General features: G+C 42.4%; 12 protein-coding genes, 1 other RNA gene and 1 pseudogene. 1 reads left to right on the top strand and 13 read right to left on the bottom strand.

Features of this window, described 5'->3' with window-relative positions:
- Positions 1-52 precede the first annotated feature (52 nt).
- Both KJW29_RS23760 and KJW29_RS23765 read right to left on the bottom strand, forming a co-directional pair.
- Positions 53-415: a hypothetical protein gene (locus KJW29_RS23760; RefSeq protein ID WP_214626496.1), complete on the bottom strand. Its 363-nt coding sequence runs from the start codon at positions 413-415 to the stop codon at positions 53-55.
- A gap of 224 nt (positions 416-639) precedes the next feature.
- Complete coding sequence (locus tag KJW29_RS23765; protein WP_214626497.1) at positions 640-5019, bottom strand: S-layer homology domain-containing protein; 4380 nt, start codon at positions 5017-5019, stop codon at positions 640-642.
- Positions 5020-5194: 175 nt separating this feature from the next.
- On the opposite strand from KJW29_RS23765, the pseudogene KJW29_RS23770 reads away from it, so the two are divergent.
- Positions 5195-6540 (top strand): annotated as a pseudogene (locus KJW29_RS23770) (GMC oxidoreductase).
- A gap of 87 nt (positions 6541-6627) precedes the next feature.
- Here KJW29_RS23770 and KJW29_RS23775 read toward each other — a convergent pair.
- The 11 genes from KJW29_RS23775 to KJW29_RS23825 all read right to left on the bottom strand — a co-directional run bounded on the left by KJW29_RS23775 (position 6628) and on the right by KJW29_RS23825 (position 25277).
- Complete coding sequence (locus KJW29_RS23775; RefSeq protein WP_214626498.1) at positions 6628-7875, bottom strand: sialate O-acetylesterase; 1248 nt, start codon at positions 7873-7875, stop codon at positions 6628-6630.
- 59 nt (positions 7876-7934) lie between these two features.
- Positions 7935-12419, bottom strand: a complete 4485-nt coding sequence (locus tag KJW29_RS23780) for a CBM96 family carbohydrate-binding protein (RefSeq protein WP_214626499.1) — start codon at positions 12417-12419, stop codon at positions 7935-7937.
- A gap of 133 nt (positions 12420-12552) precedes the next feature.
- The gene (locus KJW29_RS23785) at positions 12553-14223 is read right to left on the bottom strand and encodes an extracellular solute-binding protein (protein ID WP_214626500.1); all 1671 of its coding nucleotides are present in this window, start codon (positions 14221-14223) and stop codon (positions 12553-12555) included.
- Positions 14224-14312: 89 nt separating this feature from the next.
- A complete protein-coding gene (locus KJW29_RS23790; RefSeq protein ID WP_214631288.1) occupies positions 14313-15194 on the bottom strand; it encodes a carbohydrate ABC transporter permease in 882 nt (293 codons plus the stop codon).
- Between the two features lie 33 nt (positions 15195-15227).
- Positions 15228-16151, bottom strand: a complete 924-nt coding sequence (locus tag KJW29_RS23795) for an ABC transporter permease (protein ID WP_214626501.1) — start codon at positions 16149-16151, stop codon at positions 15228-15230.
- 282 nt (positions 16152-16433) lie between these two features.
- Positions 16434-18710 (bottom strand): helix-turn-helix domain-containing protein, encoded by a 2277-nt coding sequence (locus tag KJW29_RS23800; protein ID WP_214626502.1) that lies wholly within the window; start codon positions 18708-18710, stop codon positions 16434-16436.
- Positions 18711-19033: 323 nt separating this feature from the next.
- Positions 19034-19311, bottom strand: a transfer-messenger RNA (tmRNA) gene (gene ssrA / locus KJW29_RS23805).
- Positions 19305-19910, bottom strand: coding sequence for a PIN domain-containing protein (locus KJW29_RS36895; protein ID WP_425517449.1), 606 nt, complete (start codon positions 19908-19910; stop codon positions 19305-19307). Before KJW29_RS36895 ends, ssrA begins: the two co-directional genes overlap by 7 nt.
- Positions 19907-20362, bottom strand: coding sequence for a hypothetical protein (locus KJW29_RS23815; protein ID WP_214626503.1), 456 nt, complete (start codon positions 20360-20362; stop codon positions 19907-19909). The genes KJW29_RS36895 and KJW29_RS23815 overlap by 4 nt, the downstream gene beginning before the upstream one ends.
- A 1185-nt stretch (positions 20363-21547) precedes the next feature.
- The gene (locus KJW29_RS23820) at positions 21548-22648 is read right to left on the bottom strand and encodes an SGNH/GDSL hydrolase family protein (protein ID WP_214626504.1); all 1101 of its coding nucleotides are present in this window, start codon (positions 22646-22648) and stop codon (positions 21548-21550) included.
- A gap of 7 nt (positions 22649-22655) precedes the next feature.
- Positions 22656-25277, bottom strand: a complete 2622-nt coding sequence (locus KJW29_RS23825; protein ID WP_214626505.1) for a glycoside hydrolase family 2 protein — start codon at positions 25275-25277, stop codon at positions 22656-22658.
- Positions 25278-25304: the final 27 nt, after the last annotated feature.

Below are 25304 nucleotides of genomic sequence, written 5' to 3' on the forward strand. Positions count from 1 at the left end.
CACTTCTGCTCCTTTTTATTTGGCTTTAGCGTTGATGAAACACACAACCCTGCTATAGCGAAAAATCGGTAACACCCTTTTTATAGGCATATTTCAGCGTATATGTTCCTAATTCTCCATAGGGCATTGTAGCAATTTTTATCCGAGTATAATCAAGCCTGCTTTCTCTTAAAACTTTTTTTACCAAGGCTATACTCCGTTCTTCTTCGGTAATGATACAAAATATATTTAGAGCATATTTTTTCGGGTCGGAAATGCATTTACCCATATCGAAGCCATCAACACAACCTAAGTTAGCATCAGCAAGAGATATGTCCAAGTACTCCGTCACTTTATCTCTTAACCAGATGTCACGTTGGCTGCCTTTTGCGCTTTTCAGAGGATATTGCACCACCAACCAAAATTTTTCACTCATTCTGACTCACCTGCCAATGTACATGTATTATATTACACAATTGCTTTTGTTCACCCTTCCCCTTCAGGGGGTTATATACTTCATTATAACAAAGAAACTTTGTAATCGTCTTAACGTGTAATTGATCCACAATAAAAACCCGATAATCAACTGCATTCCATTGTTAGACATCATCTAACAGCTGGAGTTTCAGTTTATTCTCGGGTTTTGCTCCATATAGCTAATTATATCATCTCTGCACGCTCTAACAATCGAACCATAATTACCGCAATTTGCTCTCTTGTAATCTGATCCTTTACAGATAGCTTTCCGTTATCGCCCATAATCATACCTTCTGCTACTGCTAATGCAATATGTTCTCGTGACCAGCTGCTAATTTGCGCTTGATCGCTATATCCACTAAGAATGCTTTCAACATCAGAAGCGGATAATGTGTGACTTGACCCAAGGTAGCCGAACACTCTTGCTACAATTACGATAGCTTCTTCCCTTGTAATTGGCTGTGCCGGTCGATAAGAACCATCTGGATATCCATTCATGAAGCCAAGCTCTGCCACTGCAGCTATTGCTTCATAATACCATGCTTCTACAGCAACATCGGTATACATCACGCTTCCAGATGTCTTCACAAGTCCCAAAGCCTTGCTGATCAAGCTCGCAATCTCCGCTCTTGTAATCGCACGTTTCGGTTCAAAGGTTGTTTCGTTCACACCATTGAGTATAAGCATGGAGGCTAATTGCTCAATTGCAGGAACCGACCAGCCCGAAACGTCAGTAAATGCTGGCTGCTTATGAACGACCGTATACGTACCCGATCCATATTGCGATACCTGAATCTGATAGCTTTGATCATCAATCATCATGGTTGCCAATATTGGACTTGGCTTCCCACGGGATAGAAACTTTAATACGGCTGTTGGTATTGGATTAGAATTAGTGGAGCTTAGTACAATTGTGCCAAGCTCTTCTAATTGCCGTGTATGAACTCCTTCACTCTGAGCAAATAATTTAAACGTTATAGGCACTCCGATTAATTGATAGGCTCCATTTCTTGCTTGCTCTTGTGCATGTGCAAGAAGCTCACCTGATGTTTTTTCTATACCGATCACATAGCTATCGTAATTCGTTGTGAGCATTTGCTTCAGCTCTTGGTTGCTCAACATAAATTGTAAGCCTGACGTAGTAAGCAATAAACGATTACCATTAGTCGCAAGCATATGCAGGGCTTGATTAGCTATAATTAGCTGGGCATTGGAGTATGATTCCGAGAAACGCAAATCCACTGGTTGATTCTCGTTTGCTTTACCTAACTGAGTAAGCTGCTCCTCGGTCAAATATATGTCAATGGAGCTTCCTTCAATATGAATTTGACCTGTAAACGCAACTTCAAGTCCATCTTCCCCAAGCTGAAGCATTACATTTCCTGAAGCTGGCGCGACTGGTGTAGATGGATTAGCTGGAGCGGACGTACTCACCGTATACTTGATCGTTACAGTAGCGAGATTTGAATAGTCCGTACCATCAAATGCACGATAAGTGAATGTATAGCTGCCATTGAGATTTCGATCCAGTGTAAAGGTAAACGCTCCTGTATGTTCATCCAGTACAACCTGACCTTCTGCTGGTGAATCGACAATATGGTACGTTAGTGAATCTCCTTCAATATCCGTTGCAACAAGGTTTCCTTTTGCCGGACTAAAGTTTGTTTGGGTTAATATAAAATCTTCTGCAACCGGCTCATCATTTACTGCTGCAACCTGAATAGTAACAATTGCATTCGTTGCTGCTGCAACACCATCTGCGCTAGCATGCCATTCAAGCTGTTCAACTCCAGACCAATTTAATAGTGGAACATATACTAGATTGTTCAGCTGATCGGCTGTCACAACCGCTCCTGCTTCAACCTCTTCTTCCTCCAGCAAAAGCACACCATGCTCTGGCAGCGTGAGAAGCGTATAAGAATCGAGCTCAATGTTATCGCTATTTGTATAGGTGAAATCCGGGCGTACAAATGAATACTGCTTATCCTCCGTCGTATTTACGGTATTATTATTCAACTGAGGAATGGATCGATAATGAATAACGGCACTTGCGATATCTGAAACATTACCAGCTTCATCTATAACTCGAGCGTAGACACGTTTTGCACCGAATCCATTGCTTACCGTCCACTGTTTACTTTGAGTATAGCTTTCCGCAGGTAACCAGTTCAAACCATCGTGAGACAGCTCCATCGCAAGCGTAACCGTTTCCTGCTCCCTGCCTGGATCAGATGCAGTTATCGTTACATCTACAATATCACTGAAGGTATACACTTCCCCGTCTTCAATAGCAACAGAGACGATTGGTTTTACAGTGTCTACATAAATGGAGCTGAATGTCGAATACGCATTTCCGGCCTCATCAATAAACTTAACATAAATCGTAACTGCACCATTGCCTGGTACAAGCCACTGCTTTGTGTTCGTATAGGCTTCAAGTGCCGACCAAGCCGTTCCATCAGTTGAGAACTGAACTCCCGCTAGTTCACTAGAATCAGGTGTTGATAGTGTGAGCTGAAGCTCAAGCGAATTGGAGTATAGCTCATTATTATTAATGATCAGTTGACCCGTTGGCGCTACGGTGTCCAGTACAATACAAGCCTGTGCCGTTCCAATATTGCCCGCGCGATCAATGAATCGAACATAGATCGTCTTGCTGCCATCGCCTATCGGCAGTGTGTAGCTCATGCTTGGACTGTACGCTTGCTCCGTTGACCATGTCAAATTGTCATTAGAAAACTGAACAGCTGCGACATCCGTTACATCTGCTCCCAGCGTGAATCCAAGCGTGACTTCTGCTTCTGTTGCAAACGCAGCTCCTCCATTAATGGTAACTGTTCCTGTCGGAGGTACCGTATCCAACGTTACGGTTGCGCTATACTCTGGAGATATGTGTTCTGCACCATCCATTAGCGTAACGGCAATCACTTTCTCTTCATTCGTGTTGCCTACATGAATAGTAAAGCTGTTCGTATAGGCAATTGTCGTTGGTGTTAAGCCGTTAATGGTGTATGTAATAAATGCGATATCGTTCACACCTGCATCTGGAGTTATATGAACGGCTACATTTGTATGATTCGTGTAAGAGTCTCCGTTATTAATTAGAACTGAAGCTGTTGGAGGAGTCATATCCAACAAGATACTTTCCTCAAGTATACCGATGTTGCCAAAGCGATCAACAAGTCGTACATAAACCGTCTTATCTCCATCACCTGGCGGCAATGTATATCCTTTGCTCGGGTTATAGCCTTCTGCTGAAGACCAATTATTATTGTCTGTTGAAAATTGCATAGTCACAATTTCATTAGCACTAGCATCGGGGGTAATAAGGATATCTACCTCTTGTTCCGTCGTATAGGCAGCACCACTATTAATCGTTACATGTCCTGTAGGTATTGTTGTATTCAATGAAAAATTCCAAAAATAGAGTGGAGAAATATTGCCCGCTGCATCAATTAACTGAACTCTAACCGATTTATCGCCATTTGCAAGTCCCACCCCAATTGAAAATTGTGAATAGTAGGATTGAGTAGTTGATATAGCAGACTCATTAACTGAATACCTCATACTAACGATATCGTTAACGCCTGGATCTGGTGTAATCCTTACCTCTACATATTGATGATTTGTGAAGTAGCTTCCATTATTAATTACAACGGTTGCGGTTGGAGGTGTTTTGTCTATTGTAAATTGAATGGTTTGTGTCTGGTTGCCTTGCGCTACCGTTAACGTATAGGTACCTTCATTTGTAATGATAGTACCACTAGTGAAAGGAGCTCCATTCAAAGTCGCCGTTCCAACATTAAAATGAGGCGTTACATTTGAGTTATAAAGACCTCCATCCGTTACACCTGTTATCTCAATATTGACAGTCTCAGAATATGTAATAATTAAATAAGGGCGTTCAGTCCCCCCCCTATGCGTTTCAGTTGATTGAATATAATGATCAAGAAATGTTATATTCGCAGCTGCTGCTTGCTCAGCAGTAAATGCTGATAAAATAAATGTTGCTCGAGGATTAGACTTGTAAATTTCGTCTGACACGTAGCTTGTAAAATCAAAGGGACCAATAACAGGCTTAATAGCTGGGGCATTCGCAGCTACAGATCTAGCTATTGTAGATCCCGCTATAGGAGACGGTAAAGTAGCTGAAGTTATCTCATCTTGAGTCCAGTTGTGATTCAAGCTGGATGAAGCCTTCAATGAAAAGCTGGCCGCTCCTTGAATATTACCTCCAATCATGGGGAAATAAAGATTGGCAGATTCTACCTCGTACCCTTCTGGAATTTCAGGTAAGTTATATTTCAGCAACACTTGAACCTCCAAAGGCGCGCCAAATGTTCCTTGATAACCAACATCAAGATATCCGAGGTTTCCATCCTCATACATAATCTTCGATCCACCGGTACCCTCATAAATAATTGTGGTGTCTTCTACCGCATAAATATGTGACGGAGCTACATTAGCAGAAACCGAGCTGTAATTATTAAAAATTACGATGTATACCATACCAATCATGAAAACTAGCAAACTCGCTAGAGAGACAACCTTCTTTCTAACCACACCATTCCCTCCAATGCTTATACATGTTCATACTTCTAACTCATAGTAACACTATAACCATTTCATTTTTGTGATTCATATTACAAAACTACGATAAAACTGACAACTCAGGCATATAGAAAGTAACAATACGTTCCGGGCTAATACCCTAATTATCATGCAGGGAGCGAGCTCAATGGATAAAAAAATGACCTATGACTACATCGTAGTCGGTACGGGGCCAGCAGGCGCCGTTATTGCAAATAAGAAATTCAACAGCCGCAGCGGAGCTTGAGGAAAACTATTCTGCCCAATATTTCTGGCAAGGCAAAGGAATCCCCCAAGAAGGGCTTGAAGATCGACCCTTTGAATGGACAACAGGAAGACTCGCAGGCGCAACTTCGATGACGGAAAAATTGACTACCGCGATAGAGAGAGCTACTGGATTTCCAAGAATCCTTGACTACAATGATCCCCATACTCCTCTAGGTCCCTTCACACGTTGGCAATTGTATCAGAAGCTTAGCGGAAATCGAGAAAGTGCTTCAACCGCTTTCTTATCCCCTCAAGTCGTATCACGTAACGGCCATGGAGTTCATGGGCGCAAACTAACCATCCGATTTCATACAACCATGCCTCCGAATATTATTTTCCCAAAGGCGTGCTATCGGAGTAGAATTCATGCAGGAAGGCAAATGTATAAGAGCCTACGCGCGCAAGAAGGTCATTATTAGTGCCGGAATCAATAGCGCCCAACTCTTACTGTTATCTGGTATAGGACCCGCTGATTCGCTGAGAAAGGCCAACATTCCCGTCGTCTCTAATAATCGGAATGTTGGCAACTCCTTAAGAAACCACACTCTTAATTTCGCCACCTTCTCGGCAAATCCTAACGATCGCGCCCTGCCACTAAACGATCCAAATGCTTTGTATTCAGGAGGAGCCTTTTTGCCTGATCCAACAGGAATTGCTCCGCATCGACGCGCAGTTCAATTGATCGGGTTAGGTTCTAACGGCAAGTTAACTATAGCCATCATCTACCTTCGACCAAAAAGTCGTGGAACCATCCGGCTCCAAACGAAAGATCCCCTTCAAATCGTTCTCGCGGATGAGGGATTCCTTCAGGATCCAGAAGATATGGAGGCCATTAAAAATACTTACCGAACATACATTAAAGATATTGCACATGAGTTATCCCTTATCGATTCATCCTATCAACTAATGTCGCCTGATATAGATACAATCGAAGACGATGCCAAACTTGAAAGCTTTATTAAAGAAAATTTTGATCATAATCATCATCAACAAGGTTCACTTCGAATGGCTCCTTTAAGCAAAGGCGGAGTGGTTGATCGCTTTGGTCGAGTGCATGGAGTTAACGATTTAATCGTTGCAGATGCGTCGATCATCCCTTTTACAGTTGATGGGAACACTTCCGCTTCCGCATACCTCATCGGTTATACCATAGCGAAACATTTACAGAAAGTCCCTAGGCGTAGAAAAATAACACAATATGTTTGGGATGAGTCCGAAGAAGAATAAATATGGTGGATGATTTGACTCTTAGAATTCAACATAAAAAGCGCAAGTTCTGGGGCTTCTATCCCCGCGAACTTGCGCTTTTTTGCTTCACTGCGTACTTCTTTTACCGATTCCGGATAATCGCGGGATCATCTTATCCGCATACCTTAATCCGAGCAGCTTTTGACTGGCATTATCAAAATGTGTTCCATCTCCTATAGAAGAAGTGCCGTTGCTTGAAACCCACTCGGATTGTTCAATATGCTGACCAACGGTTGTTAGCATCGTATTGAAAGAATCGCTCTTCCCAGGCAAAATCTGTCCTACTATAAGAGGTACGTCCGGCACGCCAAGATCTTCCCTCAGATTCGTAATAAGCATACTAAGACTGCTCATATACGTACTGACATGACGCACGTCTGATTCTCCTTGATGCCATAAAACCCCCTTTAGCGTACCCGACTCCATAGCCAAAAGCGTTCTTCTTACTGCTTCTTCGTAAAGATCGGTACCGCTACCTTTTTGCCATTCAGCCATACTTGTACCGCCTCTTGCATTGGAAATAATGCCCACACCGATGTCGGAAAATCGTTCCGTTATGGCTTGTGCAAAAGAGCTGCCCAAACTATATCCATTCGTTTTCGTCATAACCTCTACTGAAGAATATCTGTTTAATCCTTGAAGGGTATCGATACCCGGATAATTGGCTATAAGTCCCGCCCCGGAAGCTTCCCATTGATTGAGCCCGTTAAATAAATAGGTTCTATCCATAGCTGCGATTTCCCAGGGTTCGAAAGGCGCTCTGGAAGCCATGTTGGATTGTCCTATAAGCAGATACAGATGAAAATCTCTTTTCGGGAAATTCATTTTCACTTCTGGTCCGCCGTAATGATCAGTACGAACAATCATGCTTGATAAGCTAGAAATATTATAGACTTCAAGTTCATATATACCGAATCCATAGAACGCATCCGGAATGGAGAATTTTATATATCTGGCTGCAAGATTGTCGACGGTAATCGTTGTCTCTCTATTGGTCTTACTAGAGGCCGGAAGAATTTCGTTATGCACCACATTCCAACTGGCATTGTCATCTGAAATGCTTACCAGTAATTGATTAGCCTTCTGTTTATATTCAGTAAGGACAATCTTATTGAATAGCTGCAGAGAGCCTAAATCCAAAGTTACATCTACGGCTAATACCGAAGGCTCTCCGGGAGAATAGGATCTCCACATTGTGGTTGGGTCGCCGTCTGTTATATAGGCTGCATCTGTTGTTTCAAGCGTCCCGCCCTGGTTGATAACCGTCGTTTTTCCCAATGCCAAATTATCGGCATGATCCACATTCTCATTCATCTCTACAACTCCCAATTGATATTGGCGAAAACCGGAAAAAATAGTCTTTCACTTCAGGTCTAGGACTCCTCGTCGTCCTCCCCCAAAGTATAGGTTTGCAGAACCAAACGTGGTTGTTCGCTTGTCTTTTCCTTGCTGTAAATTGTAATATATCGTGCCTCCCCTTCCTGCAGCACAACAAAGCTAAAGATCTGCCCCGCTCCTGTTTGGCCTGCAATTCCGGTGCTTACGTTGGCTTCCTGCCACTTCCAACCCGGATCGATATTCAATGAATCCATGTAGCTGCCCGCTGCAGGCTTGTTACTCCACGTTATCTCATCCTCAGTCCAGTCATTGCTTGTCTGATACACTTTATTTTCCTTCACGCCGCCCTTGCCATCCGAGTTCGTAGCCCACAGCTTAAACGATGCGGCGTATATCTCGTCTTGGACTCCGGATAGATCAAACTTAAAATAAGCTTGCCGAATACTATTCTTATTATTAGTAACAGGCAGTCCTCCGGCGCTTCCGTAATTTTGATTAGGTAAGTTGGAGTCGACATAACTATCGGCGATTGGTAATACTTCTATTGTTTTTAGCCCATCTGCCGTTGCTATAATCACTATATCCGTTGTTTTGGTAATTTCGTAAAGTGTAGCTGTAACTGTAATCGTACTTTTCCCAGTCTTCACAGCCGAAATATTCCCTTGAGTATCAATCGTCACTACGCTTGGTTTACTGCTGTTATAAATGATATCAGCTTCAGCCAGATCCGTAATGGAAAGATCCTCCATCACGCCTTTAACGGTCAGCGATGTACCCGTCCCCACTTTAAGCACGGTTGCTCCGGGCACCGTGGCATGAATTACCGATAATCTTCTATCAGCTCCTTCAGCAGGAGGAGTATCGTATGTTTGCAGTACTAGTCTTGGTTGTTCACTTGGCTTCTCTCTGCTAAAAATATTAATAAAGCGAGCTTCCCCTTCTTGAAGCACTACAAAGCTTGGCCTGCGATCTAATTCCATTTGATCGACAATAGCGGAGGTTACAACTGCTTCCTGCCATTTCCAGCCCGGATCAACATGTATCGAGCCAGCATAATAGCTTGCAGCAGGCTTGTTGTTCCAAGTAATAGCGTTTTCTTCCCAGCTATTGTCTGTTATATACACCTTGTTTTCTTTCATTCCACCTTTGCCATCCGTGTTTGTGGCCCATAATTTCAGCTTCGCAGAGTAAATCTCGCCTTCGATCTGACTGAGGTCAAATTTGAAGTAGGCTTCACGGGCTTGAGAACGACTATTTGTGACTGGAACTCCTGTAGCGCTTCCATAATTCGTATCTGGCGTCTTTTCGTGCACATAGCTGTCAGCCTCTGCCAAAATCTCTATCGTGCGCAGGCCATTAACTGTTGCCGCAACCGATACATCTGTTGTTATCATTCTGCCATCAAGCGTAACCGAAATCGTTATTGTGCTCCTGCCTGCTTTTATCGCGGCAATATTTCCTTGGTTGTCTACCGATATTATATTGGGATGGCTGCTTACATATGTGATGTCGCCTTCCGTCAGATCCGCTAGTGTGTCATCCTCCATCCTTCCCTCAATAATCAGCCTAGTGCTTGTTCCAACCTTTATTACGCTAGGACCCTCTAGCGATGCCTCAACCCGATCAAGCTGTGCACCTGTGAACAGATAGGATGTGATGAATAAATAGGGCCGATTATCCGGATTATCCGTTTCTTTGCTATAAATATTAGAAATCAAATCTGATGCACTTTGCTTTATGGCAAAGCCTGCCTTACGATTTTCATCAAGTTGCGAACGGATGTAATTCGTCACATCCAAGCTTGCCCAATCCGCGGTTTCGTTGGCTGTAAATACTCCCAGCTCATTCCCGGTCAGTGGCTTATTGCTCCAGGTAACACCTGCAGATCCTGTTTCAATCCAATCATTTTGAATTACTTCATGAACGACATTTAATTGACCTTCGCTTGGCGAACCCGTTGAAATGGCTAGCAGGTTTAATGTCGCTGCATCTATTTCTTCATTTAGAGATGGAAGGCCGAATCTTAACAATGATTCACGGGTAGCGTCAACTTCAAGCCACGCTTCTGAGCCAAAGTTTAATTCAGGTTGAGTACTATCGACATAAGCATCTGCTTCAGGATACAGTTTTTTCACAGGATTCATAAGCTCAGGGTCGTAGGAAAGCTTAATCGTATGCGAACGCCCCATAGAGCCGGCAGTATTAACAGCAAATTTTATAGGTGCGGTCTCTAGGATCGTAATCGTCGGATCCTGGCTTATTACATTCGTCGCCGCCTTGCTGAGCTCAATAATTACTTTATCTTGAGCATGCGTAGGATCTGACACAGACACACTGAGCTGCCCTGCATCTTCTTGGACAATAACAGAAGAGGCTTGATAACTTTTTATATATTCCACGCGGCCCGGATTCCAGAAGTTAACTCCCAATATTCCGAGATCACTCTCGCGCACCGCTTGAACTTCTTCTGTATTTTTGACAATTTGAATGTTCGGATTTTCACTATATTCCTCTGTCTGTGCAGCAGTCTTGTTCGGCAATAATACATAGGCATACTCCGCGTTATTCGGATTAACACCGTGATCAAACCATAAATTGAGAAAATGATTGGTGATCAAATCGGAAGAACCTTTGGACTGATTTATATCGGACCATGCCCCAGTCCGCACTTCTCTCAAGCCCTCAACCTTTTCGCTATTAGGAAAGAAGTAACCGATATCCGATTTCGCTGTCACTCCGGATAAATGCGCCCATAACGTATCATTCATCGTTTCCTGCGAACCTGTATTAACCATCCTAACTGCGCCGTCTACCGTTAATAAATTATCCCCGGTTCCGCTTAATTTCCTATTTTCAATTATGGTTTCGATTGTTCTGTTTTCATTACTGGAAATCCCCGCGCCTAATGCAACAATTTCATCGTCGAACATGAACCATGATTTTTTCGCCTTCAAATCGCTTCCTTCTGCATCAAGCTCCATGCCCGAAATTCCATATACGTCGTCTAGTACAGTTCCGCCTGCCCATTGGTTTTTTGAAGTATAATTGGAAGCATTACCGGCAATTCTTTCACGGGTATCCACAGTCGTGCCAGGAAGACGATAGGGATTGACCGTGGCCCAGAAGCCGTCGCTATACTGCGACAAATCTCCGTTGTATAAATAGGTCATGCCATCCGACGTGTACCAGCTCTTCAAATTTTCATTGTTAAGCGCCTCATACTTATAGGTTCGGTTAGAGGATAAACTTAAGCCAACAGCAAATCCCTCACGGTGATGAACGACCCTATCCATAGATGAGAATGCCTTGTTCACAACATACTCGTCCCTGGCCTGGACATCACTATTCTGGAGCAAAGCTTTGGCTTGTCCTATAACGTTTAAACTAGCGTAGCTAATATAATCACGATAGTGATCGTTTATTATCCAATTCTTAGCCATACGTTCAAACCTTAGCTTATTTTCTGAATCAGCAGACCTCGAGAGCATTAGAATGGCGGAAATCGTCTGATGACCAACAACATGACTTTCCGCGTACTCACGTGAAATTTCTCTTCCTCGAACCATGTCCATTAATGCTCCGTTGTAGATGAGCGGCTCGAACGAATCCGTCACCCAACTATACACATTCTGTATATTCGGATCTGTAACCTCCCATGCCGAATCCTTCAACAAATAAATAATGTTGGCAATGGTGCCTAGCAACGCCTTTCCATACCCTCCATTATACGGATGCTTGTTATGCTGGATGAATGAGCCATCCTCATAAAATCCGTCTCCATCATTCACATAAAGTAATACATCGCTAATTCCATCACGCGCTTTAATGAGAAGCGCTGCATTTTGATTCAATACACCGCTTAATCCAAGAACGGACACACGCCATAATCGGTTTGCTCCCGTATCATTGTATTTAATGTCGGGAGAAAATTTTAGAACAGGACGGCTGAATCTCTCGACCTGCTCCTCCGTCAGATCATCAAACATGATCGTCATTATATTGTTCAGTTCCAGCGGGATACCCAGTTCCCAGTCCCACCAGTTATCATAGGAGGCCGATAGCTCGTTATAGCGATTGGCATACATCCATTCCAATGCTCCAATAATATCTTCTCGCAATGATGCATTCTTATAATAGGTCGAACCTATTGTCCCGTAAACTCTTGACATCGCCATAATTCGATTATAGCTGCTTGTAATTTGAGGTGAAGAAATCGTACTCGCCAGGTCTTCCCAAAGAGTCGTCCGTTCCGCATTTTTATTCATCGTATCCCAATGTCCAGTAGCTTCATCATTCGTTATGATGGATAATTGAGCTTCAATGATCGCACTAACATCCGGATCATTCGGATCGTTCCATGCGCCCCCGGTCAATACTTCATTCCATTTCGATCTCATTTGATCAAAATCGCTAGTAGATTCAGCGTGCACTGCTTCTATTTCACTTCTTACTGGAAGGTATCCGAAAAATATTGACAATATAATGATTAAAGCGCTTACAACTTTAGTTGTTCTACTCATTATTTTTGTCCTCCTTCAGCTAAATTAGCAAGATTGACCCGTAGATTACATCCAGTAACCGCTAGAAAGGGGATTAAAAGTCCATCTTCTAATCCCCTGCCTATTAAGCCAGATTCACTTTATTCGTGAATGATCACTTCACATTGTTATAACGATCGAATGCGGTTTGATAAATACCTACGTATTCATCCATCCCCATATCCTTAAGCTGCTTCAGGTAGCCATCCCAATCCTCGTCGATTCCGCCCTTAACAATCCATTTGGCATACATGCTGTTGGCATACGTATTGAGATCGGTGCCGACTGTAGCCAGCTTCTGGGATTCCTCTTGGCTAACAAAAAATTTCGGGAATCGATTTACCGTATATCCTTCATATAGTTTGTCATAACCCTTTTTTTCCACCATATGAGATGGAATATCTAGAAAACGATTTGCATTGCTCCTAGTCATGAAGCTAAATCCCGATGAGCTTGAAGGAGCAGTTAAACTCTCGCTTGGGTTATTCCAATCCAGATTTCGAAGGATTTTGATTTTGTTGTCCGTCATCTTCTCGATCGTATCTCCAAATCGATAGGAGAATGCCATTCTTAAACTGTTGTCATCTGAAAGCAGGTTATCTACCCATCTCATGAGAAGCTCTGGTTTTTCAGCTTCTTTAGTAATGGCGAAAGAACCATGCGTTGTTAGACCTGTTAGATTTCTCATCCACATTTGATGTCCGTCCGGACCCTTTAGCGGACCTATAGCAATATAATCGCCAGCTTCTTCCGCTGTATTTGCCCAAGCCGTACTGCGCCAGCCTTGAAATGCGCCTACGATTCGTGGTACTGTTTTGATTTTGGAGCCCATAACACTTCCATCCTGTGTAAATGACTCGTTATCAATCAGACCCTGGGAATACAATCTATGGAAATATTTAATTGCGTTTTTATATTCCTCAGTTGCTGCCGTATAGAATACTTCGTTGTCTTTATTGTAAATATGAGCACCGAATTGATTGGACCCTGTTGGATAATAATCAATAACACCGAAAGCACCGAAAAGCTGAGAGAAAAAGTTATTGCCCGGACCTGTAGTAAGTGGGATAACGGCCGATCCTTCAACAGTCTTTTTCTGCTCTTTAAATGCGAGCAGCATTTGTTCGAATTCATCCGTAGTTACCGGAACCTCCAGGCCTACATCCTCCAACCATTGTTTGTTTACGAATAGTGGATAACCTACTTCCGGAACAACGCCATCATCGAAGGTTGGGATACTATAAATATGTCCATCCGGAGCTGTTAATTGTTGCTTTAGCTCAGGGTATTCCACAAACGCTTTATTCAAATTCGGTGCATACTCCTCAATTAACTTTTCAAGCGGGATCAACTGGCCTTGTGCTCCATAATTCAACAAATCAATTTCACTTAAAATGGCATGTCCTACAAAGGCATCCGGCAGCTCATCGCTGGCGAACAGCAGCCCTTTCTTCTCATTCCATTGACTTTGAGCAACATCTTGAAACTTAACGCGGACATTCGTCTCCGCTTCTATGTCTTTCCAATAAAGGATTTCTGAGCTTGCAGGCTTCCCATCGAGAACTACTGTAACTATATTAACCTCTTCCAGTTCCTTTGATAGAGGCAGTCCTTCCCTAGGTACTGCATTTTCATTTGTCTCTTTGTTGTTTGTAGTCTCGCTCGGTGATGAAGATGGCTTATCCCCGCTTGTCTTTCCCCCGTTGTTGCTCGAACATGCTGATAATAAATTACTGCTAAGCAGCATGATTGCCAGCAAAAACACTAGCTTCTGACTTATTTTCATTGCTAACCCTCCTGAATTTTTATCAATCTATGCTAAGGAACGCTGCAGACATTCCAGATAGCCAACTTGACGATTTCATAGGACACCTTTCATGCTTTAACCGCTCCGATCATAACACCTTTGACAAAATATTTTTGAAGGAAAGGATATACGATCAACATAGGCAAGCTTGTCATAATAATAAGAGCATACTTAAGCTGTTCCATTTCCCTCTGACGGCGAACAGCGTCTTCAGCTCCTGCCACAAGATCGGATTGTACAGCGCCTTCAATTAATATGCCTCGCAAGACCAATTGCAGCGAAAACAAATCTTTGTCGTTCAAATAAATAAGAGCTGTGAAAAACTCATTCCAATGATCAACGCCGTAATACAACACCAATACGGCGATGATAGAACTGGAAAGAGGTAGAATAATCCGAAAAAAGTAGGTGAAATGATTGCAGCCATCTATTTGAGCAGCCTCGTAAAGTTCCTCAGGAATGGACACCTGAATAAAGGTACGGGCGATAATCACGTTGAATATACTTACTGCTCCCATAATAATCATGATCAATGGTGTGTTGTACAGTCCAAGATCCTTCACAAGCAAATACGTCGGTACTAGACCGCCGCCAAAAAACATAGGGATCAAAATAAATACAATCAACGCTTTTTTTCCAACAAAGCTCCTGCGCGACAATGTATAAGCAATGCCCATTGTCAATGCTACGTTCAATGAAGTTCCGCAAACCGCGTATAAAATCGTGTTGCGGAAGCCGATCCACACATCCTTGTATTGGAACACCTTCTCGTAGCCCAACGTCATCCACCCTACAGGCCACAACAACATTTTCCCGTTGTTCACATATGTTGGATCGGAAAATGAAGCAATAAAAATGAAATATAGCGGATAAAAAATGATCAATAAAATGATGCTTAATATTACATAATTAACAACATCGAAGATTCGGTCCCCTTTGGATAGCTTAATCGCCTTCACTGCTGTTTTCCCCCCTTCAACCCTTTACCACAGGCTTGTGTTTGATGCGCGCCTTGCTACTTGATTGACAGTAATAAGCAGGACCACATTAATAATAGAATTAAATAAATTAATTGCAGTAGAATAGCTGAAATCGGAATGAATCAAACCAATCTTATAAACATACGTACTAATAATTTCTTGCGATGCGGCGGTTAATGGCGTCTGCATCAGAAACACTTTCTGAAATCCAACATTCATAATTTGTCCGACTTGAAGGATGAGCAAGATGGTTGCTGTAGGCATAATACTCGGAAGATCGATTTTCAAAATCTGCTGCCATTTATTCGCTCCATCTACCTTGGCTGCCTCATACATCTCCGGACTAATCGAAGCTAGCGCAGCCAAATAAATAATGCTCGACCATCCCATATTTTGCCACACACCAGAAAGCACATAAATGGTTTTGAAATAGGCAGGTTCGCCCATAAACAACATTCTCTCACCGCCGAAAGCGGCAATCACATGGTTTACAAGACCTGATCCCGGAGATAGGAAAATAAAAATCATACCAACAAGTACAACTATCGAAATAAAATGCGGCGCATAAGTAACCGTCTGCACAATTGACTTAAAGCGCTTATTTCTCGTTTGATTAAGAAGCATCGCCAGAATAATCGGAATCGGAAAACCTACCGCCAATTGGTATACGCTTAAAATCAGCGTGTTTTTTATGATGGGCCAAAATTGATACGATTTGAAAAATCTTTGGAAATGTTCAAATGCCACCCATTCGCTTCCCCAAATCCCCAATACCGCGTTAAATTTTTTAAAAGCCATCAGTACGCCATAAATCGGAATGTAATGAAAGATGAGTAAGTAAGCGATTGCAGGTAAAGCCAAAACATACAATTGATAATCTCTAAAAACTTTTGTAAGGACTCCTCTTCTCTCCTTTACCGTTTCCATGTTCCACCTCTGCTGTTTTCATTGTTCCGGCAGATCCAAGCTATACCTGCCTTTCCATTTCACAATATCCGAGGGGCAATCATTTTGTAAATTTACAATTTCTCAAGCTCATGCAATTTATTAGTATTCACCCTTAAACCTGCGCCCGCTAGCGATTTACCGGCTGTTAGTTACGAATTGTATATCCAAAATAATTTGCATATCACACAAAATAGAGCGGCTCATGCGCGGTGCAATAAAAATAAGAGGGGAATACACTCCCCCTCTTACCAATCATGATTTTCAACTAGACATATACTTGCTGTTCTGCTTCCTATATTCTCCTGGAGTTGCTCCAGTCACTTGCTTGAACCTGCGGATAAAGCTGGTCACATTATAATAGCCTACTTCTAACGAGACATCCTTAAGAGGAAGCTTTGTAGAACTTAACAGTTGCTTCGCTTTTTCCATCTTTAGAAAAGTATCATACTCCAATATCGTGGATCCTGTCTGCTCTTTATAATATTGACTCAAGTAGGCTTGCGACATTTGAAAAACCTCAGCCATTGAAACAACACTGAAATCAGGGTTCGTAAAATTCTCTTGAATGTAAGCGGTCATACTTTCGGCTGGAGTTTCTTCTTTCTGTTGATTTTGCCTTTCAAGCAGGTCGCTAATTTCCCGGCTAATAGATTTAACAATTTCCACAAGTTCATCAATCGTTTCAAATTCCTTTAGAAGAAGCGCATTAGGCAAAGCTGCATTGAAGGAGTGGCTGGATCTGTTAATTTCATCAAATGCTCTTACTGCTGTATGAATAATATCGAAGCAAACCATTCTCACGGCAAATAATGTCGATTGTTTATTTTTGATACTGATAATCACATCGTTCAACAACAACTCGATTTGTTCTTGATTACTCTGTTTAATATAATGACCGAGCTTCTCCACGATCTGTGCCGAATTAAGAACTAGCAGTTGATCGCCTAAATGGTTATCTTCAAAATAGATCGATTGTCCAATCCCTTTAATTAGTCGATAATCAATCGCCGACATAGCTTCTAAATAAGACTTCGGAATAGCTGTTGGAGAACCATAAATCCCACTTACTCCCATAGTGATATAGCTGTTGCTATAAGCCTGCAGCTGCTCCTTTGATCTCTCCAACAACTCTTTCGCTTCCACAATAGCCTCTTGATCGAAATTGATTAGCATAATTAACTTTTGTTGGTCTAGATCATCTCTGACATAGCTTAGCACGGACTCAGAATCCCTTACCTCCAATAGAGCTTTCATCTTTGCATAGTTCAGGGCGGATTGCCCGTTTAGATGAAAATAAAAAATGGCGACTTGATAGGATGATTTATCTAATCGTAAGCCGACTTCCAGCTGTTGCTTCTTAATCTGATCCTCTGACATGTTTGTCCCTTTAAAAAGATTAAATAAAAAGTAATCCTGCGCCAGAACAGACTGATCCAGCAATTGAACATTTAACTGTCGGTTTTGATGGCTTAAATAATCAAGCGCTTCCTTAACAGCATCGAGCTCATTTCCGTTATTTTTGCTTCCGCCCCATAACATGTCGGAATACTTCTTTAAATTATAAATAGGGCTGTAATTTAGCCGTATCGAGGCCCAAATCACACATGCGCCAAAAAGGAGAAGAATAACCGCTGTATACAGAAATACAAGTTTGGCGTCATTAATTTTGTGCAATGCTTCTTCCTTAGGCACTATCGTTATATATTTCCAATTTGTTTGATCAGATTTTATATAGGAAAGAAGGTAAGCATTATTATTAAGTGCCACTGTATCGTTAATGGAATAACGATCCTCCCCGAACGAACTCACCAGTTCCGTAATATCCAGGGCAGGGTCAGAAAGCAGCGATGCAACTACTTGATTTTCTTTGTCCAGCACGTAAGTATTTCCTGTATATTCATTATTAGCATCCCGCAACAGCTCTGTTAACGCTTGTTCAGAAACCAGAACCATTAAAGTGCGATCGGCTGTAAAGCCGTCACTCGAGAGTGGATATAAAAACGTAACGACCCGGCTTTTCACTTGGTTAGAAACCAATCCTTCGGCAGCTCGTACCTTAGGGTTTTTTAATGAGTTCAATTCACTCTTGATCGCTTCAAAACTCCATGAATCGTATTGATATAATTTTTTTTCGAACAATTGAAGCGGAATAGAGCTTGAAGAGGAATATATGTAATCATCCCCGCGATGATAAAGGAACAGCTCATAGAAAAATCGATCCGTTACCAAATAATTGCGCAACTCTTTTGAAGCATTAAGAGCATTCAACGGATCGTCGGTAAAATGAAAATAGCCAAGATCTCTCCGCAAGGAAATCTGCATGCTAATATTATACAATTGCTGCAATTTATCATCTGTTATGCTGCGCACCTGATCCAGCTTATTAAGATTTGCCGTAAGAATTTCATCTTCCAGACTATTAATAAAATGCAAATTAATAAGCCCGCCCAACACTATAACTGGCAGCATTAACAGGATCATATAAGAAGCAAGATGCTTAAAGAAAATCTGATGCAAATTTGAAGCTAAACTTTTCAATGCTTTCCCTTCCCTCTGAGTCCTTTTCTTGGCGATTTGAATACGTTTACAACTCAGGGCAATAATTCGACGAATAGCTTGCCATTGAGCGAAGTTTCGGAAGCCCTCGACGGCTTCTTTTTTGTTGGTTTAATAACTCATTATAATTCTTTTCAAAAAAAAGAGAAATACGGCGTTTTGAAAAAATGCTTATTGCTGCATGAATCAACAAAACATATATATAATTTGAGTACTCCGTTCCGATGTCTACCGATTGTCTACAATATGTAGGCAAAACAAAAGCCCGACCGCATGAGGTCGGGTTTTTCATATTGGTGGAGGCGAGGGGATTTGAACCCCTGTCCGAAGATCACGCCACACGGCTTTCTACGGGTGTAGTCACGAATTTGATGTCACCTGAGCAGACGCTTCGTAACCAGCTTCCGTTCAGGTCAGCCTGATTGTCTTCTTCAGCACACCCCAGGCGGAGATGTGACAGCGTATCCCACTAAAGTTGGGCCCTCATCCCGGTACATGAGCGATACAGAGCGAGAGCACGCGAGCAGGTTATTACTTGATTCTCCACAATCTAATCTAGCATACACTCCTACTAAACTACAAACGTGATTGAATATAATCAATCGCATTACGGAAATTGGGTAGGTATTTGCACTGATTCGACTGTAGCTTTTCTACAATCTCCTCTTGATCAAAGTCCTTCCAGTTTCGACTGACAAATACTTTTTCTATCCCATAAGATTGTCTATTAATGTCAGCGATAATAGATGCATAGATAATGGCATCTTGCGGTGATAATCCTAGTTCTTCTTGGTAATGAATAGAATCATCAAAAATAGCTGAGGTAATATCAATCGTTACTCCAACTTTCAACAATCGACTCAGAGTTTTTTCCAACATATCCATCTCTTTAACTTCAACATCAATTATTGTCTTTGTTAACGGCTGGAATACCGAAACAAACTCTTGATTATATACTGATCTTTGTAACTGTTCCAATTCCCTATTCAATGATTGTTGGATACTTTTTCTTTGCTTACCTCGGCCTTGTATCGTCCAAAATGGTTCCATTATTGAGAACGATGGAAATACTAGATTTATTCTATTTTGTTCGGCAAGGCAAAGGATCTGATCAGCTGAGTTTGATTCTTCCTGGGCAAGAACTAACTCAAGAATAAAGTTAGATTCTACATATACAATCATGTTCGCACCTCTGAAAGAACAGTAGCACCATGAATTGTTTCTATAAAGCCGCCTTCAACTAGTTTTTTTTCTGTTTCAGTTGTAAAACTATATCCTTCTGTAGTTCTAACTAGATCATTTATCCATTGTGTGACAATCATTTCTAATTCATTTTCTCTAAGACGATTCTCGTGAGTATTCAACCGTTTATAATACCGACTTACAATGTCTTGCATTGAAAAGGATATTAGTGGGTCATCCATCAACTGATAGGATTTTTCATTGTCCCACAAATAACCAAACTCTTGCGAAACTAATACGAAATACTTTGATTGTAAGCTATGGTGAACCATAATGTTTCTTCTTACCTTCTTAGCATCCTCTGTATTTAAATTTTTGCGATTTTTCACTTCAATAACGGCTATGTTGCCATCATCATTTTTAATTAAAATATCAAAGGGATTCGAACCCATATGCTCACCACCTCATTAAGCTTTTTCTTAATTATACACGACGTCCACTTCATTGATACATATCTGTTTCAACAACCCATCAACTAACAGCGTAAAATAATTTAATTACCCGTCCATACCAAGAATCTCATCTGCTGTTATGCAGAGAAGGTGATCGTATATACCGAACATGTGGAACTGATACTGAAGATAAGACGGAGGAAAAGCAAAAACCCGACCTCTCGAGGTCGGGTTTTTCATAGTTTGGTGGAGGCGAGGGGATTTGAACCCCTGTCCTGCACTTTTCACTACGTTTTGCGTTATTTTATTTAATCCCGGGAGGCCTTATCCTATTGGGCTTCTCACGATTTAGAATGTTATGCAATCCCGCCCTGTTTTACCCGTGTTTAGTACTTGTTAGAGCGTTTGACTACATCGTGTCTACACATTTCGGACAGGATATCTTATCGAAATCCGGTATAAATTAATACGTATTACGAAATGTTTGATACGATAACCATGTTGATTTTTGGGGTTGCATCCTATGAGCAGGCCTACACACAGGGGATGCATCCTTTTCCTTTTCTTTTTCCTTTCCTATGTTACCGATTAGTCTTCAGCCATAGGTAAGGCAATGAAGCATTTATCTATGTCCCCTTGTCATGACATTATTAAAAACTCAACAAGTTCTTTTTGCCGATCCTCCAAAACTTTCGGCGTCCACACGGAATTCTGCTCCGCTGGGAGTGTAACAATAGGTAAGATTGCTAATAGAAGGATTGAACTGGATAGCAATCCGGCTGCCGGTACATGACTTGCCATATCTCCATGACCGTGCCCCTTCTGGTCCTCCGATTATATGAAAAACTTGCGTTAATCCGTATATTAACGCCGATAAAGCTGCAACGCCAGGGGCAAGAAGCAACATTAACCGTTTTTTTGTTCATACATGATTTTAAATAACTTCCTCTCAAATAATCTGAATTATATCACATTGCAACAATAAATTTTATACCTTAAAAATGAACATTATCTAAACCTTTACTCACACACACGGATTCGTATCCGCCCTAGCAGCCACTTAAGGAATAACGTAAAAAACCATGCCAATGTTCAGGAACTTCCTGCATTAGCACGGCTTTATGATCGTATTATTGATTGTACAATTCGATCTCGTTCACTCGGATAGTATGAACCGAAAACTGTTTATGCAATGATACCGATTAGAGCCAAACGACAATTGGTACCAGTGCAGTTGGGTAAACAGCCATGTACAACTTCCATTTCGAATACATGCAAGCCGCTAGTTAACCTTTCTGCGATACTCAGCATCCTGTACCAGCCATCATTTCCGCACCAGTCCGGTCGATCACGCACCGTGGTCTCCCAAGGTCCGCCATCTAGTCGATATCGGATTTCCGAGGAGGTTTTGCCGAAGTCAAATCCCAATGTCAGTCCACGACCCTCAAAAGTGAATTTCAACTTCGCACCGATAGCCGCCGTTTCAAGCACCTGATCGATCCATTCCACATGCGGCCAGCGTCGGATGACCCAAGGCCCTTCGGTTTCCACATCAGATAAACGCAGCGTAAACGCCTTCTCCCAGTTATCCGGATCCAACGGTTCCGGCAGCGGCAATGCTTCTGTTTGTACAACGGATGGATTTAACTCTGTTAACTCAGCTTGCAGAAATGTAATTACGCTGTTGGCATAACTCAAGCTGCCTCTCGACGTAGGATGCAAGCCATCGGGCAGCCACTCTTCCCAACGCATTCTTCCCAATTTTATTTCTTCAAATGCATACAAGCCCATTCCGATCGATCCGATTCTGTAATGATCCGCCAACCTCTCGAAATCGGCAATGGATGCAGGATTTTCATCTGCGCTCATGTTGGGATAAAATTCATGTCGATACGTATAAGCGAGCACAACATCCCTGTGACCATCCGCTAATAACTTACGCAAAAGCCCTTCCCTTGTACGCATTCTGAACTCGCTATCCATCTCATTGTCATTGACGGCATAGTCCACGAATACGAGATCGCAGCCCCGCTCAATCAAGTCATGCTCCGCGCGGAATACAGCCAGATCACTGCTTGTCGCGCCAATCGCGGCATTCTCAACGAACAATTGCACTTGCGGATATTGCTCCTTAAACCATGCAATGACCGGCTCTGGCCAATTATGGCGAGGCCTGGCATCCGTTATCGATCCTCCTATAAAACCAAGTCGCAGCTTGCCTGCCGCAATCGCATTTTGCGTATTCCGTAGTGATTGTCTATGCTTCCATATCTGCTCATCCTTCATCTTCGTCTCACCCGCCTTTCTCGCCGAAATGACTAAATCTTATGACAGGCAACTGATAATCCCCAGTAGTGTCTGGGCGATCTTCGGTCAGTAGCCCTCCCCCTTGTTTGAGCCTGCAATGTACTTTTACGATCATACTCTCACCGGGGAACAAGGTCTCAAAGCTGCGATCTGCCTCCATCCAATAACAATTAGATAATTCCTCCGGATAAATATGCAGCTTAGCTGTTTTACCCGGATTGCGAATGGTGTAGCTGCATTCCAACATCGGATCGCTGCTATCTCGATCGAAGGTACCAGCCGATTTCCACTCCCCTGCCGGAACGATCTCCAATGGCTCATCCATCAATTGAAGCGCGGAGGCGTAGATCCTTTCACTGCTCCTAGAGAAAACATATAGATTGTCCCCTTGCTCTCCAGTCGATGAACTGACCTTTAATTTCACGAAGAAGAGCTCGCGCGGATATTCACTTACATGAAAGGATAAACGTCCAATGTGTAAAACTTGCTCTGCTATCGATCGCCCCTTGAACTTCTCGATCATATAAACATGACCGTGAAAGTCCATCACTTCCGCTTGTACCTCCAGCACTGTTCCAGCTTGGTTGTGAGTGTGAACGTATATGTCTTCATCAAATAGTTCACCTATCGAATAGTTAAGCTTCTGATAATTCATAGAAACATGAAGCGGTGCATACGCTTTACGAATCCAATGATAAACCATCTTCTGCTCACCGTAATAATCCAGCAAGCTTGTACTAGAGACGTTAGGCCATGGCTCGTTAACTTGCCAAATAATGCTTCCGCTGTTCTTGAACTTCCGTCTACGATTCGCTTCAACAATGTAACGCAAACCTTCTGCTTGAATCCACTGACTAGCTTGGACGAAGCTACTGATCTCGTTAAGCTCCCCAAATAATTCTTGATCACGATCGAAGGTATCCCACCACTCCCCATGATGTCTCCATACAAGATCATGATTCATAGAGCGTGGAGTCAGCAGCGGCTCCGGCATAAACTTGCGTAGGCTCCTTAAAGAACTCATTCCATCCATGCCAAATTCGCTATGGAACAGATGATCTACATTGCCATAGAGCTCATAGTGCCCAGGATTTCCACCATACTTCCAATTTCCATGAACGTCGTGGGAAATTCCCTTTTCCAATGTGATAAATTCTACCGGACCGGAAGCTGATGTCGGCAAGAACATCCGGGTAGGATCATATTTTTCTACTAATGCTTTAAGCAAGGCAATGTTTTCATCTTCATAAGTTGAAGGTCTGCCGTCTTTGTCCGTAAGCTCGTTGCCTCCACTCCATACTGTTAACGATACATGATTCCGGCGTTCCTTTAATGCAACGACAGCAGATTTCTCCAGCAATTCAAGAAAGCCTGGAAGCTTTGATGGAATCGAATCTACCCCGGAGCTTGACTGTATAAATTCCTGCCAAATCATAATGCCATGACGATCGCAAAGGTCATAAAACAACGATTTCTCAATGATACCGCCGCCCCACACTCGCACAAGGTTGATATTTGCCTTTTTCATTAAATAAATGACCCATTCGTATTGAGTAGGTGTTACATTTCCGTAGAGCAGATCTAGCGGAGTCATATTGACTCCCTTAATGTAAATTTTCGTGTCATTTATCATAAATGTATACGGCAGTGCATCCTCTGGGCTATCGACGTTATACGTATAACCAAGTTTTCGAATGCCAATTGAGCGTTCCTGAATATCGTATACATGCCCATCCGTGTTTACAATTTGCAGTTCTACTTCATAAAGCGGCTGATCGCCATATCCATTCGGGTACCAGAGCTGCGGATTATCCATATTTATAATAAATGAGTATTCGATTTGCTGGGCCAATATCTTATGTTCGCTGGTATCAACGACCTGCCCACCGGGAGCTTTGCAAGTGACCATTAATTTTACATCACCAAAATCACCAATATCGCCGGAATTGTTCTGCTTCAAGGTAATCGATCCACTTACAGTTCCACAATTCTGCACGACATCAGTCGTTAAATAGAGCTCATCGAATCGGATTTCCTCATTTATTCTGAGCAGGATGTCATCCCAAATCCCCAGATTGACCATTCGCGTAGAAAAGTCCCATTTGTAATTGAAGCGGCTCTTCTGGGTATGCGTCATGGACGTCCTGCCGATCTGGGCCATCTCTTCGGGAGCATTCTCGAACAAAATTTGCAGCTTGAGCGTTTCCCCCGGGATGGCGAACGAAGTAATATCGAACACTGCTGGGTGAAACATGCCTTCATGCTGACCAAGCTTAACATCATTAAGAATAATGGTTGCGCGATAATCAAGCCCCTTGCACACGAGCTCTACCTGTTTCCCTTCCACTTCCGGACAAGCAAAAGTGGTCTCATACAACCACCAACGGTTCTCCACCCATTCGCATTTTAAGCTGTTCATACCATGATGCGGATGCTCAATATATCCCGCTCGATACAAATCGTAATGTACACCGCCAGGCACAGTAGCAGGTACCCAATCCGTAACTCCCTTTAAAGAAATTCCCGTTTCCAGACTATTACCCAACAAGGGAACCCAGGGATGGAAACCCATAAAGCGCCAACTCAAACCATTTAGTAACTTTTCCACTTCTCTAACCTCCACATGTAGGCATAA

Source organism: Paenibacillus agaridevorans, assembly GCF_018604145.1.
In the GTDB taxonomy this organism is placed as follows: Bacteria; Bacillota; Bacilli; order Paenibacillales; family Paenibacillaceae; genus Pristimantibacillus; species Pristimantibacillus agaridevorans.